The sequence below is a fragment of the Paenibacillus rhizoryzae genome, assembly GCF_059686995.1.
In genome coordinates this window covers 284,204-302,867 of sequence record NZ_JCAALT010000005.1, presented here as the reverse complement: position 1 = coordinate 302,867, position 18,664 = coordinate 284,204, and the positions used below count along the sequence as shown (strand labels likewise).

General features: G+C 51.7%; 15 protein-coding genes. 6 read left to right on the top strand and 9 right to left on the bottom strand.

What is annotated here, in order from left to right:
- Nucleotides 1-52: 52 nt before the first annotated feature.
- Nucleotides 53-1,852 (bottom strand): sensor histidine kinase, encoded by a 1,800-nt coding sequence (locus tag AC6ESO_RS16895; RefSeq protein ID WP_497092371.1) that lies wholly within the window; start codon nucleotides 1,850-1,852, stop codon nucleotides 53-55.
- Complete coding sequence (locus AC6ESO_RS16890) at nucleotides 1,845-2,579, bottom strand: response regulator transcription factor (protein WP_497092370.1); 735 nt, start codon at nucleotides 2,577-2,579, stop codon at nucleotides 1,845-1,847. Before AC6ESO_RS16890 ends, AC6ESO_RS16895 begins: the two co-directional genes overlap by 8 nt.
- A 250-nt stretch (nucleotides 2,580-2,829) precedes the next feature.
- Between AC6ESO_RS16890 and AC6ESO_RS16885 the strand changes: the two genes are divergently transcribed.
- Genes AC6ESO_RS16885 through AC6ESO_RS16875 form a run of 3 tightly spaced genes read left to right on the top strand, consistent with a single transcriptional unit; the run spans nucleotide 2,830 to nucleotide 5,577 of the window.
- On the top strand, nucleotides 2,830-3,507 hold the full coding sequence (locus AC6ESO_RS16885; RefSeq protein ID WP_497092369.1) for an HAD-IA family hydrolase: 678 nt from the start codon (nucleotides 2,830-2,832) through the stop codon (nucleotides 3,505-3,507).
- Nucleotides 3,507-4,196 carry a 2-phosphosulfolactate phosphatase gene (locus AC6ESO_RS16880; protein WP_497092368.1) on the top strand — a complete coding sequence of 230 codons (690 nt, stop codon included), beginning with the start codon at nucleotides 3,507-3,509 and terminating at the stop codon, nucleotides 4,194-4,196. Before AC6ESO_RS16885 ends, AC6ESO_RS16880 begins: the two co-directional genes overlap by 1 nt.
- 16 nt (nucleotides 4,197-4,212) lie before the next feature.
- The gene (locus tag AC6ESO_RS16875) at nucleotides 4,213-5,577 is read left to right on the top strand and encodes an alkaline phosphatase family protein (RefSeq protein ID WP_497092367.1); all 1,365 of its coding nucleotides are present in this window, start codon (nucleotides 4,213-4,215) and stop codon (nucleotides 5,575-5,577) included.
- On the opposite strand, the gene AC6ESO_RS16870 is transcribed toward AC6ESO_RS16875, so the two are convergent.
- Together AC6ESO_RS16870 and AC6ESO_RS16865 are read right to left on the bottom strand one after the other, a co-directional pair.
- On the bottom strand, nucleotides 5,561-6,016 hold the full coding sequence (locus tag AC6ESO_RS16870) for a hypothetical protein (RefSeq protein WP_497092366.1): 456 nt from the start codon (nucleotides 6,014-6,016) through the stop codon (nucleotides 5,561-5,563). The genes AC6ESO_RS16875 and AC6ESO_RS16870 overlap by 17 nt on opposite strands.
- Before the next feature lie 116 nt (nucleotides 6,017-6,132).
- Nucleotides 6,133-10,572 carry a S8 family serine peptidase gene (locus tag AC6ESO_RS16865; RefSeq protein WP_497092365.1) on the bottom strand — a complete coding sequence of 1,480 codons (4,440 nt, stop codon included), beginning with the start codon at nucleotides 10,570-10,572 and terminating at the stop codon, nucleotides 6,133-6,135.
- A gap of 146 nt (nucleotides 10,573-10,718) precedes the next feature.
- Here AC6ESO_RS16865 and AC6ESO_RS16860 point away from each other — a divergent pair, with 146 nt between their 5' ends.
- Complete coding sequence (locus AC6ESO_RS16860) at nucleotides 10,719-11,564, top strand: helix-turn-helix transcriptional regulator (protein WP_497092364.1); 846 nt, start codon at nucleotides 10,719-10,721, stop codon at nucleotides 11,562-11,564.
- A 58-nt stretch (nucleotides 11,565-11,622) separates the two neighbouring features.
- Here the strand turns inward: AC6ESO_RS16860 and AC6ESO_RS16855 are convergent, their stop codons facing one another.
- Nucleotides 11,623-12,483 (bottom strand): phytanoyl-CoA dioxygenase family protein, encoded by an 861-nt coding sequence (locus tag AC6ESO_RS16855; protein ID WP_497092363.1) that lies wholly within the window; start codon nucleotides 12,481-12,483, stop codon nucleotides 11,623-11,625.
- A gap of 144 nt (nucleotides 12,484-12,627) precedes the next feature.
- On the opposite strand from AC6ESO_RS16855, the gene AC6ESO_RS16850 reads away from it, so the two are divergent.
- Nucleotides 12,628-13,404: a helix-turn-helix transcriptional regulator gene (locus tag AC6ESO_RS16850; RefSeq protein WP_497092362.1), complete on the top strand. Its 777-nt coding sequence runs from the start codon at nucleotides 12,628-12,630 to the stop codon at nucleotides 13,402-13,404.
- Between the two features lie 121 nt (nucleotides 13,405-13,525).
- Here AC6ESO_RS16850 and AC6ESO_RS16845 read toward each other — a convergent pair whose 3' ends face one another.
- The gene (locus tag AC6ESO_RS16845) at nucleotides 13,526-14,326 is read right to left on the bottom strand and encodes a phytanoyl-CoA dioxygenase family protein (protein WP_497092361.1); all 801 of its coding nucleotides are present in this window, start codon (nucleotides 14,324-14,326) and stop codon (nucleotides 13,526-13,528) included.
- Nucleotides 14,319-14,609, bottom strand: a complete 291-nt coding sequence (locus tag AC6ESO_RS16840; RefSeq protein ID WP_497092360.1) for a hypothetical protein — start codon at nucleotides 14,607-14,609, stop codon at nucleotides 14,319-14,321. The genes AC6ESO_RS16845 and AC6ESO_RS16840 overlap by 8 nt, the downstream gene beginning before the upstream one ends.
- A 183-nt stretch (nucleotides 14,610-14,792) precedes the next feature.
- On the opposite strand from AC6ESO_RS16840, the gene AC6ESO_RS16835 reads away from it, so the two are divergent.
- The gene (locus AC6ESO_RS16835) at nucleotides 14,793-15,305 is read left to right on the top strand and encodes a glutathione peroxidase (protein WP_497092359.1); all 513 of its coding nucleotides are present in this window, start codon (nucleotides 14,793-14,795) and stop codon (nucleotides 15,303-15,305) included.
- Nucleotides 15,306-15,332: 27 nt separating this feature from the next.
- Here the strand turns inward: AC6ESO_RS16835 and fdhD are convergent, their stop codons facing one another.
- On the bottom strand, nucleotides 15,333-16,145 hold the full coding sequence (gene fdhD, locus AC6ESO_RS16830) for a formate dehydrogenase accessory sulfurtransferase FdhD (RefSeq protein WP_497092358.1): 813 nt from the start codon (nucleotides 16,143-16,145) through the stop codon (nucleotides 15,333-15,335).
- Nucleotides 16,146-16,181: 36 nt separating this feature from the next.
- Nucleotides 16,182-18,542, bottom strand: coding sequence for an FdhF/YdeP family oxidoreductase (locus tag AC6ESO_RS16825; RefSeq protein ID WP_497092357.1), 2,361 nt, complete (start codon nucleotides 18,540-18,542; stop codon nucleotides 16,182-16,184).
- Between the last annotated feature and the right edge of the window lie 122 nt (nucleotides 18,543-18,664).

Below are 18,664 nucleotides of genomic sequence, written 5' to 3'. Positions count from 1 at the left end.
GAAACATCGGTAAAGACAAAAGGGAAGGGCAGCCGACAATCGGCTGCCCTTATTACGATATCTTTGATACTGACTCAGGTTGTTTCCGGATCGGGAACGTAAGGCAGATTGAAGTTCCCCAGTCCTTCTTGCTTAGAATCGATATCCCGTATTGATCGCCATACGTAATTTTCAATCGTTTATGCGTATTATGCAGTCCGATGTGTTGGCCGCCTTCAATCTCGGAATCCAGCTTGGCCAGCACCTCCCGCTTCCGCGCCTTATCCATCCCAACACCGGTGTCCGTGACGGTGAGTCTTAAATAATCACCGACCATTTCTGCTTTTATCCGGAGTGTAGTTTTTCCATTCTTCATCCGAATGCCATGGTAAATGCTGTTCTCGATAATCGGCTGCAAAATCAGCTTCATCACATCGCAGTCGGCCACAGCCTCATCGATGCGCCAGATGACATCAAATTTCTCTTTGTACCTGATATTCTGAATGTCCACGTAACGCATGGTAAACTTCACCTCTGTTTGCAGCGGAACAAAGGGTACGGAGCTGTCTAAGGAATATCTAAGCACACCCGAGAGATTCTCGATCATTTCATTGGCTTCATTAGGTTTGCCCGTATAGCTGGCAACCTTCCAGTAAATCGTTTCCAATGTATTGTATAAGAAATGCGGGTTAAGCTGAGCATGAAGGGCAATAAACTCCATGACTTGCAACTTGTATTTGCGCTCAGATAGTTGCACCGTGAGAAACTCGTTCTCAACGAATTTCTTTACAATATTCTCCGTAATATAGCCGTAAGTATCGTTCTTCGTGCCTGAAACCACTTGCGGCAGCGGTTTGCCGCGTTCAGCGGCTTGGAGAATGGCATTGACCATTTGAAGCGTGCGGTATTTTCTCTTCGATAAGGAGTAAGCGAGAAACAATCCGATCAAGGTGGAAATGAGCAGCAGCAGTCCGGTCAGCAGTCTAAGCTTGCTCGGAAGCGAGTAAAGTGCGGATTTGGGAACAATCGAGACAAACTTCCAGCCAAAACGTGATGACGTCAGCATTTTAATCTTATACGTGCGGCCATTTATCCCCATATCCCGTGAGAACGATTCATTGCTGTTCAGAACGTTATAATCGACGAATGGCAAGTAGTTGAGCTCAGAATTCTTGGCAATGGTATGGTTCTGCTTATCCATTAGAAGAATGCTTTGGCCATTGACCGTAGGAAGCTGGTGAAGCAGCGATTCGATATATTCGGCTTTAATATTCATGACGACAACACCGCCGCCATTGTTAAGATGCAGCCTATTATAGATCGAGATAACGCGCGTTCCGGCATCGGAGGCACGCCTTTTCAGGATGCGGTTCTCCGTCCACACGCGTTCGTTGGTATGATTGTTATATAGCGAGTACCATTCATGATCATAGAATTTATCTACGGTATTCAAGCCGGTAACCGAGGATAAGAAGCGCTTGTCCTCGTTATCGAAATAAATATAGAGCGAGTAAATGAAAGGATTCGCATAGACCGTTGAATCGACGAAATTACGGATAACCTTAAGCAGATCGAAATTGCTTCCAGTGATCTGTCCGGTGTCAAAGATGTCCTTCATGGCTACGCTTAGACCCGGGTTTGCGGAGAAGTTCGCGCTGAGGGAATCCATCTCGCGAAAGGAAAGCTCCATATAGGATTTAGTTTGGGACAAGTTGGCTTCATCATTGGCATCAATCTGATCTTGAATATAGAGTTTTATAAGAAAAGTAGAAAGAGACCCCAAGATCAGCAACGGAACCAGCATGGGGATTAATAAGGTGACGAGATGGCCAAGCATGGAACGATGAGCCGTTGTAAGCCGACTTCTATCCATTTCGGTAATCCCTCGGGCTTTTGCCGTAGATCCGCTTGAAGGACCGGGTAAAATTATGCGGATTCGTATAGCCCAGCATTTCACTGATCTCATAGGTTTTATACTTCGGGTCAGCCAGCAGCTCGGCTGCTTTCTGCATTTTGACCTGTATGACATAGTCCATGAACGTGATGCCTGTCTGCTGCTTGAATAGCTTGCTTGTGTAGGAATGGTTCAAGTGCACATGATTGGATGCGCTTTCAAGATTAACATTAGTGTAATGCTCGTCTATATACTTTTTTATAGCAGCAATATAGCGGTTTTCCTGCTTTGGATCTGCTTCTTCAAGCTGCGGCTCGGATTTGATGCGTACTTTATCCAATTCCGATTTTAAGACCTGGAACACTTCAACGAGCTCTTTATAGACGGTAGGTTTCACGAGATAGTTCTTCACGCTGTAGGTCATAGCTTGCTTGGCATACTGAAAGTCCGAGTAGCCGCTTAGAAATACCAATTTGATAGTAGACTCGTTGTCGTGCAGCTCTTTGGCCAGCTCAAGCCCCGTCATAACCGGCATCATAATATCGCTAAGAATAACATCAACCTGATGCTCTTTAAGCAGTTCTAAAGCTTGGCGGCCGTTTTCCGCTTCGCATACTACTTCGTAACCAATATCATTCCATGGAAAATAATTTTTCAAACCGGTGCGGATTTCAATTTCGTCATCCACAATCATCAAAGTGTACATATGATGCCTCCTCGAACCATTTCCAGGGATCTTCGAACTCTCAGAAAGTATACAACATCTAAAGTCAGTTATACAGAATTAACAAAGTAACACACCAATTATGGATAGCTTTAACAAAAGGTGATAGATTATCGGGTTATAGATGCGCATATAAAGATAGGAATTGCAACTTGTCCGCAGTATCACTCCATTCCAACCTATTTTAAACTGAAATTGTGGGTTAAGTTGAACGAGAATGGGAGAGCGCGATATGACGGAAGCAATCATTTTCGATATGGATGGGACGTTGTTTCAAACGGATAAAATTTTGGATTTATCTCTAAATGAAACGTTTGATTATTTGAGGACTAATCATGAATGGTCAGGTGAAACCCCAACCCAGAAGTATCGTGATATTATGGGGGTTCCTCTGCAAGTTGTATGGGAGACACTGCTGCCGGAGCATTCAAACGTGATCAGGCAGCGTGCTAATGATATTTTCCACGAGCAGCTAAAGAAGAACATTCTTAATGGAAGCGGTGCCCTATATCCGCATGTCTATGAGGTGTTCGATTACTTGAAACAGGCGGGATGCTCCATCTATATAGCGAGTAACGGGGATAAGGAGTATCTGAATACGATCGTAAGCTATTACAAGCTGGATCAATGGGTGACTGAAACGTTCAGTATTGGGCAGATACAATCGGAGAATAAGGCCGACTTAGTATTCCATATTTTGAACAAGTACAACATTGCTGATGCTGCAGTAGTAGGTGACAGGCTTATTGATATTATGGCGGCCCAAAATAATGGCTTGCTTTCGATTGGCTGTCGGTTTGACTTTGCTCAAGAAGATGAGCTTGCACAAGCAGACGTCATTATGGATGACTTGCTGGAATTGAAAACACGATTAAACGTAGCGGTTCGCGGAAAGGAGATGAACGGCTGATGGAAATCAATATTTATCAGTTTGTAGAAGGGGCCAGGCAAGCGAAAGGCTTAACTGTCATTATCGATGTCTTCCGGGCTTTCTCCGTTGCTTGCTATGTTATGAATAACGGTGCAGAAAACTTGGTTCCGATCGGCAGCATCGAGATGGCTTATAAGCTCAAGGAAGAGAATCCTGCATTCATTCTGATGGGCGAAAGAGGCGGAGTCATTCAGCCGGGCTTCGATTACGGCAACTCCCCGGCTGCTGTTCAAGCTGCTAATCTTCTCGGAAGAACCGTCGTGCATACGACAAGTGCAGGGACGCAGGGGATCGTAAACGCGATTCATGCCGATGAAATCATTACCGGAAGTTTCGTTAACGCGCAGGCCATTATCGATTATATCCGTGCGAAAAATCCGGATTACGTATCCTTGGTGTGCATGGGCTGGGAAGCCCTTGAAGAGGCTGATGAAGATACGCTGTTCGCGAATTATGTGAAGAACGCGTTGGAAGGGAAGCCGAACGATTATGATGCCATCGTTAACTATTTACGTCATGATAGCAAGACCGGGAAATTCCTTGATGTTCGCGGCGAGGCCTCTGCACCGGCTGAAGACTTTGATCTGTGCTTAAGTCTGGATCGGTTCTCCTTTGTGTTAAAAGCCGTGCCTTACGGAGACGCTTTGGTGAAGCTTCATAAAGTGTGATAGGGAGTGGGATAAGATGCAATCACTTGTTAATGGACATGCAGGTAATCGCCGGGTACTGATTATAGGAACGGACGGGCTGAGGCCGGATAGTATTGACCTTGAGCTAATGCCCACCTATGCCGAGCTCATACAACGCGGCACGCTCTTCACTTCGTTTCATGCCGCTTATCCGTCGGAAACGCGGGTCAGTATGACAACGCTTACGACCGGCTGTTACCCTGGCAGGCACGGCGTAGTCGGTAATTTGAAATATGTCCCCGGCTTTGGGCAAGACGGATTTGTCCAAACCGGAAACGATAAGCATCTGCTGACTTACCGAGAGAGCATGCTTGAGCCTTTCATTCTGGTTCCGACCTTGGGAGATCGGCTTCATGCACAGGGCAAATGTCTTGCCGTAGCCGCCTCCAGCTCGCCTGGTGCCTCGTTATTGTGGAACTTGAATCATCCTGAAACGGTCATCAATCCGTCTTCTTGGTATGGTCGACGCGAGCTCGAGCAGCAGCATGACCGACTTGGCCCCGTTCCGGAAGAGCAAAGCCGCGTAAAGAAGGAGCGCGCGTTGTGGGCGGTGCGGGCCTTGATCGACAATCAATTGCAAAACCCGGATAACCAAGTGATGGTCTTATGGCTATCCGAACCGGATGCGAGCCAGCACGATTACGGGCTTGGGTCTCCGGCAAATAAAGAAGCGCTCCAGCTGATCGATCATTGCGTATCGGAAGTGCTAAAGGCCGTGGAGACAGAAGGTTTAATGGATCAGTTGGATATCTTTCTGATTAGCGATCACGGCCATTCGACACTTCAAGCACAGGGGTCGTTGCAGGAACATCTTCAGAAGGCATACGAAGAGTTAGGGCTTAAATCTCGGTTTGTCGCAGCGGGGCACTCTATTTATGCTGAGGCTGGGCAAGCGCCGTCAGTGGAGGAAATCATTTCTCTTGTTGAATGGCTGCAGGCCCAGAAGTGGTGTGATACCGTTTACGCCGGGGAGTCTTCACTCTGCGATTTGCCTGATGTTCTTCCGCTCCGGCATTTGCTCGGCCCGATTCACCACACTCGCGCTCCTCTGCTTGCGGTTCAGCCCAAATGGGATCATTCAGCGAATGAATACGGAGTGCCGGGTACGATTTATGCGCTGACGTCCTCCGCAATTCATGCGACGCACGGCACGGCTAGTCCCTATGACGTTCATGCTTTTTGTTTGGGAGTCGGCGGGAGCTTCAAACAAGGCTATGTTTCCGATAAGCCATGCAGCATTGTCGATATTGCTCCGACGGTTTGCCATTTGATCGGTCTTCGAGATGAAGCCGGCTTCGACGGCAGGATTCTATCCGAAGCGATCCGGCCAGAGCTGCGCGAAACTAATCAACGACCTTAATAATCGCGGCGTAGCTGCATTCGCCTTCCGGCCACTTTCCGCCTGCGACGAGAATGTATTGGCCGGGTTCAGACGGAAGCAGGAACTCACCGTCTTGTTTCGTTAATGGCGTGAAATTCTGATTGACCCAAATCCCGGCCCAAGTTTCCGTTGGCTTCGGTCCACTGTGAAAAGAGATCGTTACTGCTGATCGAGAGTTAACGGTATAAACCTTCGAATCACGGACCAGCATGTCGGGAGCTGGCGCGTCTGCGATGGCGTTATTCCATTGGTAGGAGCCTTTAATAAGCGGAACCTCTACCTGATCGGCAACCCCGAAAGCATGGGGTGGTTCAGTCGAGATCGCTTCAGAGGTCGACTGTTCTCCTCGCGAGCAGCCGATACAAACCATGGCCATGAACAGTAGGCAAACAACCAGCAAACCCCATATTTTCTTCATCGCACTCACCTCTATCCCTTATAACGATCAGCAACTGCTTTATGTTGCCACCAGCATGTCGCATTAAAAAAGCCGTAACTCCCGCGCTGCGGGGGTTACGGCTTTCTCACCACTCATTAATTGATTAGCTTCGCCTCACGCAGCAGGTTATAAATCACACTTGCCGCTGTTTCGCGAGTGACAGGAACCGTTGGCTGGAAGTTCGCTTCGCCATTCAGGTCGATGCCCTTCATCAGGCCGCTGTTTGTCACGAGTGCAATGCTATCCGCTGCATACGAAGCGATATCGGCTTCATCGTGATACGCCGTATGCGGCGGAAGCGTTGAAGCAGGTACTTGAAGCAGTTTCAGCGCGCGAGCCAGGATGACCGATAGATCCTGTCTGCTGATTGGAGCATTTGGCTTGAATAAGCCTTTATCGTCGCCTTTCACTAGTCCGGCTTCCACGGCTGCGGCGACTCCATTTGCATACCAAGCATCCTGAGGCACGTCGGCAAAGGTGGACTTCGCGTCCGACGATTGCAGGCCAAGTGCACGAGCAAGCATGACAGCGAATTCGGCACGCGTGACTTGCTGTTTTGGCGCGAAGGTTGTAGAAGTTACGCCGTTGAGCAGGAACGTATCCGAAAGTGCTTGAATAGCCGACTTGGCCCATGAGAACTTAATATCCGTAAAGGCCGTATTCCGGTAAGCCGCGGCGTAAGTAGAAAGACCTGGGCGGCTCACTACAACCGTAATGGTACCATCCGCGTGAGTTTCAGAGGCGGCCGGAGCAGAGAAGTAGCTGCCGTTCTCCTCGAATAATACGCCGAGTCTATCCACATCACTATTGCCTTTCACAGTGAAGGTGCGCTTAATTAGCGTCGTAATCGGTACCGGAAGTGGAGTTGCTCCTTTATCCGTCAAGGTATCCACTTCGAAGGAAATCGGTGTTCCAATAATAACGGCACCAGGGTATTCCGTCTTGAATGTATCCGCAGCGGCTCCGTCTGCTGCAATTGTCACGCGAACGGATGCATCAGCAGGAAGATTCGCGAACAGGGACACCGGAAGTGAGATCGACGATGAACCTGTTGTCAAAATAACGGTGCTGCCAGCAGTTGCGCCAGCTAGCAGCTTCAATTGTGCAGGTGTCAGCTCCAGCGCCGCCTGCTGCTTCTCGTCGGCGTTCACTTTCAGGACGAATGCAGCAGGTGCAGGGGAGGCTTCCTGCAACGCTTTCTTCAGCTCATCATCCGAAATGGTTACTTTCAACGTTGTTCCAGTTGTTGAAGTAGAGGAGTTGAGGAAGGAAGCGTGCTGTCCTTGCTCCAGCAGCTTCGCGATCGTTGGGCTATCATTAGCGATCGCCGGGGAACTAGGAATGAACCCACCGCCGTAACTGACTGCCGTAAGATCGACCGATTTAACGAGGGTTGTTTTGACTTCCGGTGAAACGGAAGAAGCAATGGTTACGGTAAGATCTACTTTTGTGGTGGCGTTCGGGAATGCTCTAAGAATACCCGCGTTGTCAATCAGATCAGGTACACTGCTAGTTGTAACCTGATAGGAGATCCCATCCGTTGCCCGAAAGGACAGAACGGGTTGATTAAGGACGGTCGTATAGGAGCGATCTTCTGCAACAGCATTCGCCGCCGCCTGAACCAGTGCGCCGTAGGAGTGAACAGAGAAGGTGGCGAGTGTAGAGTAGGCGTACCCTATATTGTTCTCATCCACGAGCGGTTTGCCATCTTCCCCGAGTACCGGGGCAGCTATTTCTAAACGATAAGTACCGTCAGCAAGCTCACCCAAGACCGGTTCATCCTGATCATCGAACTTAATATTGCCTTCTTCATCGACGGCCAAGTAGGTTGTAGTCAAATCCGTAATCTCGTAGATATCCGGTTGTAGAGGAACCAGATTTCCAGCCTCGTCGGTGTTGGTATAAAGCATAAGGTAGCCGATGAATTGATCTTCCAAATTGTACACGCGGACATCGATTCCGTAAGCATCAGGAGCGCGTAAGTCAAAGCTTAGTTTCATCGACTCCGGCACACCATCAATTCCTTCGAAAGGAGGGGAAATGACTTTAGGCGACAGCTCGACATCCTGTACGCCATAACCATTATCCGGTGTTTGCTCCCCGACATGAACCGCAAAAGGAAGATGCAGTTCAGGCAGCCCGGCGCTCTCAAGCACCACTTCGCCTTCATAAATCCCTTCCGCAGCATCCGCATGAGGTGCAAGCGTAAGTGCAAATGGTGCCGCTGCTTGAGCGGAAGCCGTTATCACCCCGTCAGTCAATCCTGTTAGTTGAACGTCAAGAGCACTCGGGTCAGGCGTATCGAGATACGAATACAGGTCTTTATGCAAAACAATCGAAGCATGGTAAGACACGTCGGCATCAGAAGTGTTCTTCAGCTGCAACTGTTCAGTCGCGGCTTGATCGCCAGCGTGCATTAAACCGAAGCTAGCAGAGTCGCCATAGTTAGTCACTTGGACCGGCTTAAGGTTCTTGTCATAGATCGTCAGTTCGTCAATCGTCTGCAGCAAAGCAGGCGTCTCAATCGCATTCGCGACATTAACGCGGCCCGCGCCTTGCGTGTATACGTCATATTGCACGCCATCCTGATCGTAAAGCGTGTCCGACGTATTCGCTAATGCAGCGCGTATATCGAAAGGACTCCAATCCGGATGCTCTTGCAGCAGCAGCAAGGATAGACCGGCAACATGAGGCGTTGCCATGCTCGTTCCGGAGATACGGTTGTAAGCTTCCTCATAGGTAGCTTCCGGGTCATATTTGGCATACTTCGGCCATGTGGACATAATACTGTAGCCCGGTGCGGCAAAATCCGGTTTAATCCCGTAAATGCCGTCCGAGTTTGGTCCTCTGGAGCTAAAAGCAACCATATGGTCGCCGCTGGCCATAGCGCTTTCGAAGCCGCTGAACGTCAGTGTAAGAGCCGTGCCAGGATTAGCTAAGATGGCGTTTGCAAAAGCACGGCCTTCCACACCGGACATGTCATAGGTCGGGATGAAATCGAAACTGTCTCCAAGGAAACCATTCTCTCCGATGAAGCCGTCACGACCTGTAAGGGAGGCCGAGAGGTCAGCCTCAGCAGGGTTACCCGCCTTGGCATTGCCGTTGAAGATAACGGCTGCTTTGGCGCCGTGGCTCTTGGCAATTGCGATTTTGTCAACGAACGCGAGCGTGCCTCGGGAAATCACAACTACTTTTCCGGTTACATCCAAGTTCGTATAATCAGCCTCAGCACCAAGGCCGACATACACTGCATTTAGTGGTGCCGGGCCAAGCGTTTCTTCAAAATTCTCCTCGGCCGTCCGCCAGCCCATGGCATGAAGCTCATAGGATGTGCTGCTTAGCGAGCTTACAGCGTCAGCTGCAAAACGGCTTCCCGGACTGTCCGCAGCACCTACAGAAATGCCAAGCTGTGAGGAGGCCGGCGTTCCCATCGTGTAATAGTAGGGATAACCATCACCGGCGTTACCGTTTGCGATAACGACTACAATGCCGGAGAGAACGGCATTATTAACGGCAATGGCATCCGGCGAGTTTGGATCCAAGTCTCCGTCAGCGCCGAGAGACAAATTAATAACGTCCATACCGTCCTTAACAGCATGCTCGATGCCGTCGATGACGGTTGCTGTTGTACCTGTGGCATTGCCGCTGGCATCGGCCGACAATACTTTATAGACATACAGATCAGATTCGTACGCGATCCCCTTCTGTACAACACTTGAGGTAGGATTGGCCGCTCTACCGACAATGGTGCCGGATACATGCGTCCCATGCTCTGATGAAGCTAAACCGTAGTCTTCGTAAGGATCATTGTCTGCGTTGGCGGAGTCATAACCGCCTTTATAGGCACCGGCTAAATCCGGATGCAAATAATCAACACCGGTGTCGATAACGCCGACTTTGAGTCCCTTACCGGTAAGGCCTTTTGCCCAAGCGGCATCAGCGCCGATCTGATGGATCGGGTTGATGTCGTAAGGCGTATCTTCTTCAGCCGCTGTGGGCTCCGTCACCGGAATGCTCGTATAGGTACGGTTCTCGTAAATGGAAAGCACGCCCGGCAGCTTGGCTAGCTGTGGTATTTGATTAGCAGGCACGGACACCTCGAGACCGTTCAATACCGTATTGAAGCGGTAGTTAACCTTGAGATTGATGCCTTTAGTAAGCGCTGTGTTGATAAAACCGGTTTGTTCCGTTCGAAGCGAGCTCTCCGACGATTCGGCTGCAAGCGAGCTGATGCCTGATTTTGCAGCGAATTGACCTGCAGCTATGGGTTGGCTGCTAAGTTGAACGATGACGCGAGTGACTGCGGATGATCCGGTATGCAAATGAGGTGAGATAAAGGCAGGTTTGCGGGCAGATGACTTAGGTGAGAGGGAGGCGGGCAGGCTGCTTGACTGGCTGTTGAAGTGGATGAGATTCGGACTAATCGTTGAGGTCGTTAAAGATTGTGCGGATGCGACTTGCTGCAAGAGTAGGGTGGCGAGAAGTGTTGAGCATAAGCTGACTGAGGTCGTTTTGATCAGTCTTTTTAATGACAAATAGCGTCTCTCCTTCGCAAACTTATATATACAAACTGTATCGTATAAAATTCTAGCACGACTCTAGCAAGTTGCCTATTCAATTTTTCCTAAATTGTAGTAGATTAGGAGGATGAGCTAAATACACGTAGGAACGGGAGCGGGGTTTGTTAAGCTTGCAAAGAGAAGCGCTGGGCAGCTATATTTCGAACCTGCATATGCATATATCGGAGGCGGCATTCTTCACTTGCACCTCAAGCTGGTACCATATGGATGTGTTGTCGGATTTCAATCGGCTCTATTATTTTCTGGGGGACGGAGGGCATGTTCGAATTGGCGATGAGGAGCTGTATCCGAAGCGCGGACAGCTTGTCATTCTGCCTGCCGGAACGATGCTGTCGGTGCGTACACTGGAGGAGCGGGTGTTCAGCAAATTCTTCTGCCACTTCAATGCAAAAGCGGGGGAGCAGGAGCTCTTTCAACTATTGGAGGCGCCAAGCTGCGTCGATGTTCCGGATCAGGCGGCGACGTCGGAGCGGTTCGGCGAGCTTGTGCGCCACTACCGGGAGAATGGGCTGACCTCCATGCTTCGGGCGAAGCTGCTGCTGCAGGAGCTGCTGTGCGAGTTTCTGGAGCAGGGAGGCGAAGCGCGTCTGCGCCAATCCGAGGCTGGCGGGTCGCTGGATAAGGTTAGCCAGGTGCTGGCTTATTTGGATCATCATTTGGCCGATGACGTGAGGCTGGATCGGCTGGCGGAGCTTGTCCATTTTCACCCGAATTACTTCATTCGCGTGTTTAAGTCGGTAACCGGCTGCTCGCCGATTCAGTATTTGAACCAGCGGCGGATGGAGAAAGCGAAGCAGTGGATGCAGTCGACCGACATGTCCGTTTCCGAAGCGGCAGAGCGGATAGGCAGCTCGTTATATCAATTCTCCAAAATGTTCAAGCAGCACACCGGCGTCAGCCCCAGCGACTACCGCAAAGTAATGCGTGAGCAGTCACCTCAGCAGTAACGGAGCGTTAAAAGCCCTCTACGATCGCCGTTTGGCGACTGTGGAGGGCTTATTGTTGCTAGGAATAATCGGTCACTTCGCTGCCGACCTGATTCCAAGCGGTTCCGAACGGTCGATAGGTTCCGGACTTCGAGAGCGGCTGATGGCGCTTCGGCAAACGATAAGTCGCAGACTCGCACCGTACTAACTCCTTGCGCTCACCGCAGACCATAATGCCCGTGTCGTTGAACAAATTATCCGCGAGCTGATAGGCATCATCGGCCCGGTACGAAATCACGATGCCTCTGCGTTCATTTCCGGATAGATTGACAGGGGAGCCGTGCAGCGTCAAGCAATGGTGAATGCTGATTCCTCCTGCTTTTGGCGTAATTTGCACGGTCTGATCCGCTGCATCCTCCCAATACTGCGGCTCCTGGCAGCCTGCGACAAAATAACCGTCCATCGAGTGATCAAGCAGCCCTAGCTTGTGGCTTCCCTTGACCATTTGCATGCATCCATTCTCCGGCGTCGCGTCGTCCAGCATGATCATGACCGACAGCAAATCCGTGTTGGTATGCGGGTAGAAGGCAAAATCCTGATGCCACGGGAATTCGCCAAGTCCCTTGGCCGGCGGTTTCGTAGCCAGCTTCGAATGCTGAATTTGAATGTCCGGCCCGAGGAGCGGAATGATTTTGGATACGATAGCAGGATGTCTTGCCAAATCCAGCAGCGCCGGATGCATTGTCGTTAAACCAAGCAGATGAACCGTTTCTTGCTTATACGTCGCTTGCGAGCGATGGGATACAACGGCATCGCTTGCGCAAATCGTCCGGTAGAGCTCGACCTCCTCGGCCGTAAGCGCATCGTCATACACGAGAAACCCATCCTCCCAATATTGCCGCACCTCATCTTCGGTAAGTCCGTCACGCCATGCACTCATGTCCGCTGCACTCCTTCTCAATACTACTAAGTGGTTGTATAATGAGCTTCGAATACAATAAATGTAAACGAAGACGCGGGGGACAGCGACAATCAAACGGTTCTTTTCTAGCACGATTCGGTTATTTGGAGAGGCGGGCCGAGCATGCAGTGTCAGTTCGATTTTTTGTTTTATTTCACACATAAGCCGGACACCTACGTGGACTTGCATAAGCATAACTGCTATGAGCTCGTTTATTATGTAAGCGGCACCGGTATGATGAATTTGAACGGGGAATGGTACCCCTACAGCGCGAATACGATTACGTTAACGAGGCCGGATCATCTGCATGACGAGCGTCATGATACGGAGACGGAAGTGATTTTTATCGGGTTTACGTACGACGATTATCCGATTCCGCTTGCCAATGGCATTTACATGGATGATGCGAACCAGACCTTATTAACGCTGCTGCTGCAGATGAAGCACGAAATGCTGGAGAAGAAGCCGCTGTTCAGCGTCAAACTGGATGTCCTCACACAGCTTGTTGTAATTGAATTGGAGCGTACGGGAAAAAGAGTATCCGCGCTGCCGGATAGCGAGAAGCTGCTGCACGCGAGGCTGTATATCGATGAGAATTACAGCCAGAAGCTGAATATGCCGCAATTGGCGCAAATCACCGGCTACAGCTACGATTATTTCAGGCATCTGTTCAAGCGCAGCACAGGTCTCTCGCCGGTCCAGTATTTGATCCAGCGGCGTGTCAATCAAGCGAAGCTGGAGCTCGCCAATACCGATAAGAAGCTGGCTGCCATTGCGATGGATTGCGGCTTCTCTACGACGTCGCAGTTCAGCAGACTTTTCAGGGAGCTAACAGGCGAGCAGCCAGTCGTTTATCGGAGAAGAACGAAGAGTCTTGCCCCGCAAGAAGCGATCCCATGATAAAAAGCCCTCTCTTTCGCGGATTAGCGGAAGCAGAGGGCTTCGTTATTGGGAGAACAACCTAGCTGAAAGCTAATGCTGGATGTTACTTTGCTGAACGCCAAACGTTAGTCGCTAGCCGTTAGATGCCCATCCGAGTCAGCGCACCTTCGAAGGACACATCGACATCGTCGTCGCCGGTTACATAACGCCACAATTTCGCCCGCTGCATATGATCGAGGCGGTCTTCGTTGCCCTGCCAGCGCTGGTAGCCCTGCTGGATAATACGGGCGACTTCCGGATCGCGGTAGCCTTCGAGATTGAACAGACCGCGCTGCTCCTGGCCCGGACGCAAGCGGAGCTTGAAGACGTAGCGGGTCTTGTCCGTATAGTTCGGCTGCGCGCAGTGCCAGATGCCATGATGGAGAATGGCGAGCGAGCCGGCTTTGCCTGCGAGCTGCCGTTGACCGGTAATATTTTTGTACCTTGCGAGACTGAAGGTGTTGATCTTGCGCAAATGGGAGCCCGGCAGAATAAGGGTCGGTCCCATCTCCGGCGGAGCGTCGTGCGAGAAGTAGAACAGCTGGATATCGAAGGCATACGGCCGGACATCAATGATGGAATCGCCGTGCCAATCCTGCGCGATCGGGTAGTTCGCAGGAACGATATGCTGAAAAGAATGGTCGTATACAGGCTCGAGCCCGACCAAGCTTTGAATAATGCCCTGTACCTCAGGCAATTCGAATACGCTGCGGATATGCTTGGATTCCTTCCAGAACATATGGCCCTGGCTGTGCTGAATTTGCTCCTTATAAACCAGCTCGTTCAGGTGCTGAGGGATGAAGGCATCCAGCAGCAGAAATCCGTCCGTGACGAACTTAGCCATTTGCGCAGCAGTGAGCAGATGTTTCGGATCTGCCGGCGTCATGTTCAAGCTACTCATGTACGGGCACCTTCCTCTCAAGTACATATTCGTAAGGCAGATGGCCGGTATCATGTTCCTGTCCTGCGGGATAGTGCGGCAGCGAAGGGACCTGGATGACATTCCAGCCATCTCTCATGGCATGGAGAACGGATTTGTATGGCGGCTCGTTGGAGTCGCCGGTGTTCATGGGCAGTGCATCCGCAGGCGCTGCGCCGTCGTACAGGGACCAGGCGATCGTAGGGGATTTTAAATCCGGCGTAGTCAAATTCAGAAACAAGATCTGCTGTCTCATGGCAACCAAGGGTGACGCCTCCTTCAATGGGTTCGTGCTCTGCTTTCATTGTATGGATTTGAAAGTTTGATGAGGATATGCAGAGTTAAGAACGATTTGTGCAATATTAATCATCATTCGAAAAGATGCTGTTCAAACGCATATAAATTGTTTACAATAATATTGTATAAAATATAAATGAGGTGACGTGGCATGAACGTGTACGACTTTAAAGTGCAAACGGTCAGAGGCGAGGAGAAATCGTTGTCCGATTACCGCGGCCAAGTGCTGCTTATCGTAAATACAGCGACCAAATGCGGGCTGGCGCCTCAGTTCAAAGAGCTGCAGCGGCTGCACGAAACGTATAAGGATGCGGGACTTACCGTGCTTGGTTTCCCGTGCAACCAGTTCCAGAATCAAGAGCCCGTGAAGAACAGCGACATGGAAGAGACCTGCCATATTAATTTTGGCGTAACGTTCCCGCTGCTTGGCAAAATCGACGTGAACGGGCCAAACGCCGACCCGTTATATAAGTATCTGAAGAGTGAGGCATCCGGATTGTTCGGCTCGGGGATCAAGTGGAATTTCACGAAGTTTCTGGTGGATGCGCAAGGGCGCGTCGTGAAGCGTTACTCGCCGACGACCAAACCGATGAAGTTTGAGGCGCATATTAAGAAGCTGCTGGAGCAGGCGAAGACGAAGACGAAGACGCCGGTTCATCACTAATCATGCTGCAAAAAAGCGAGGGACGCATTAGCGCTCCTCGCTTTCGTTTTGTTCATCCGCGATCCGATGACCATGGGTATACACATTCATTTCATTGCCTCGGATGAAGCCGACACATGTAATGCCCAGGTCCTCCGCGAGCTTGAGCGCGAGGTCGGTCGGTGCTGACTTCGAGAGCAGAATGCCGACGCCGATTTTGGCCGCCTTCAGGACGACCTCGGAAGAGAGGCGACCGCTGAAGGCGATGATTTTATCGGCGATCGGAACGCGCTGTTGCAGCGAATAGCCGAACAGCTTATCGAGCGCATTGTGGCGGCCGATGTCGGTTCGTACGGCAAGCAGCTCCGTGGCGGTGCAGAGTGCTGCATTGTGCACGCCGCCGGTGAGCTTGAACTCGCCGGAGCTATTTTGCAATAAACGAATAAGTGCGCTGCACTGTGCGGGAGAGATCGTCATGCGGCTCATCGACGTACGTGCAGTACGGGCGTCATTATGAAAATAAAACTGGCGGCTCTTCCCGCAGCACGAGCCGATGAAGCGTTTGGAAACCGCATCTTTGCTTGTCGAGTGTTTGTTGAAGAGCTCGACGTAGACGAAGCCGCGTTCCTCGTCGATACGAAGCGATTCGATCTCGGCCGCCTGCCTGATGACGCCCTCAGAGGCCAAGAAGCCGATAATCATTTCCTCCAAATCCGTTGGCGAACAGACGATGGTGGCGAATTCCTCGCCATCCAGGCGCACCGTCAGCGGGTACTCCGTTGCGATGTCGTCCTCCTGCAGGGAGGCTGCACCGCCGCTGTACTTGCGAATGCGCCATTTGGCTGTGATGCTCGGCAGCATTTTTCATTCCTCCCTGTTGGTTGTTCCGGCTCGCGGCTACTCCTCGTCCGCTATTTCCTGATCCAGCTCCGCGATGCGTTTCTCCACATATCTCGTATCCTTCAGCGCATGATACGTTTCCGCCCGTTCCATCACGACTGCTGTATTGTACTCCGGTATCCCGGCAAAAGGTTCATACACTTTCTTCGGCAGCAGCGCGTTGCACTCCGGCCAGTACAGCTCCAGATTGCCGGAGGCAATATCGGCGAACTTCGCTCTGCCATGGAAGCTGCCGCTGCTGTTATAGAGGACGACAGCCTCGCCTTCCGTAATGCCATGTTTCGCCGCATCGCTCTTGCTCACCAGGACGTCGTACCGATCTGCCGCGTTGAACGGATCTTTGTTGCTATAGATCATGGAGTTGAATTGTTTACCGCGGCGCGACGTGATATAGAAATGCCCCTCCGGCTTGCGCAGCTCCGGCAATTCAACCGGGATAAGCTGTCCGCGGCCATCCTTCGTCGGGCAGACACCGTCCTCGCACAGCCAAGCCCCGCCCCACTGGAACACATCGCCCTTGTTCTTCAGATGCTGGACACCGTCGTAATTCGGGGAGGCTTTGGCGATTTCTCCGCGCAAGGCATGCGCGTCCTTGAAATGCACAAGCGCGGCGCGCTCCGGATCTACGCGCGCAGCCAGATCGCAATAGATCTGCCACTCCGTGCGGGCTTCCTCGATGCGGGGACCGGCGATCTCCGGCGAGAAATACACCATCCGCTCCGTTGAAGTAGAGGTGCCGCCTCCGGGCTGCTCGTAGCGTGTCATCGCCGGAAGGACGATGACGGCTTCCTTCGCATCAGCGAGCGTGGAGGTGTTGAGCACGATATCCTGATGGACGCGGATTTGGATCGACTCCAAACATTCGCGGACAAAATCCGGCTCCGGCATCGTCTCCAGGAAGTTACCGCCGGACGTATAGAACAGCTTCAGCTTCCGCTCATGATCCTCGGGAAGCAGCGCATTCTCCAGCGTGACACCGACGATATCGCCTTGCCACGTTGGCAGCTTGAAGCCCCAGACCTCCTCGATGCGCGGGATGTCCTGCCCTTTAAACTCGCCGCCCGGCAAGCTGAAGGGATCGGCACCCATCTCACCCGAGCCTTGTACGCCGCTGTGTCCGCGGATCGGCATCAAGCCGCAGTATTCGCGGCCCAGAAAACCGCGCAGCAGCGCAAGATTGGCCACTTGCGAAATGTTGTCCGTGCCGAAGCGGTGCTGCGTCAGTCCCATGCTCCAGACGAATACGCCGGACTTCGAGGCAGCAAGCAGCTCTGCGAATTCCTCCATCCGCTGCCGCGGGATACCGGAGGAACGCTCCAGCTGTGCCCAGTCTTGGCTCTTGACGTGCTGCCGCAGCTCTTCGTAGCCGTTCACATGCTCGCGGACGAATTTGCGGTCGATGGCAGAGCCGGGCTTCTCCATCTCCATGGCGAACCAATGTTTCATTATGCCGTGCATGAAGGCGATATCGCCGCCAATGTTCACTTGATAGAAATCGTCGGCGAGCTTGGTGCCGAACAGCGCAGACTCTGCGATGGAAGGGACCCAGTACCCGTCCATGGCCGGCTCGCGATAAGGATTAATGACGATAATCTTCGTCCCTTTGCGTTTGGCCGCGTACATATATTTGGTCGATACCGGCTGATTGTTAGCGGCCACGCTGCCCCAGAACACTAGCACATCGGTGCCGATCCAATCCTTGTAGTTGCAGCTTGAGGCCCCTATGCCGACGGAACGTTTAAGTGCCGTCTTGGAAGGGGAGTGGCAGATACGCGAGGCATTGTCGATGTTGTTCGTTCCCAAGAAGCGGGCGACCTTGGCTGCGGCGTAGTAAGACTCGTTCGTAATGCCGCGCGCCGTTAAATAAAACGCCAATTGCTTCGGATCAATTTGGCGGATGCGCTCCGCGATCATGTCGAGCGCGGCATCCCAGGACAGGCGGCTGAACTTGCGCTCGCCTTTACGTCTGATGAGCGGATAGGGCAGCCGGCCTAGCTTGCGCAGCTCGGTGCTGTCCATTTTGCGCAGCTCGTCAATGTCGGCATGGAGCACATTTGGCTTGATCGCCGGCATCGTGTTGAGCCGCAGCAGGTTGAGTCTGGTCGTGCACACATGCGGGCCTGCCAGCGTCTGATCATAGAGACCGGAAACGCCCAGCGCGCAGCCATCGCACACGCCTTGCGTCAAGATCCGCATCGCATACGGCAGATTATCTCGGTTGTCGGCCATCACTTTGATCGTGTCGCGAATATGCTTCGGCTTCACTTTGCCGAGGCCGAACGGGACTTTGCTTACCCATAGCTTCGGATCGGGTTTGCTCGGGAGCTTGATTGGCCCGGTATGTTTGGTTTTACCCATTAGAGGTGGCCTCCTTCTTATTTGGCGGGGCATAAAAAAAACCGCGCAGAGCCCGATATTTTCTTTTCCAAGAAAAATCGTCTCTTCGCGGTTAGTCTCTTGCAGGTTCGCTGCGAAGTGCC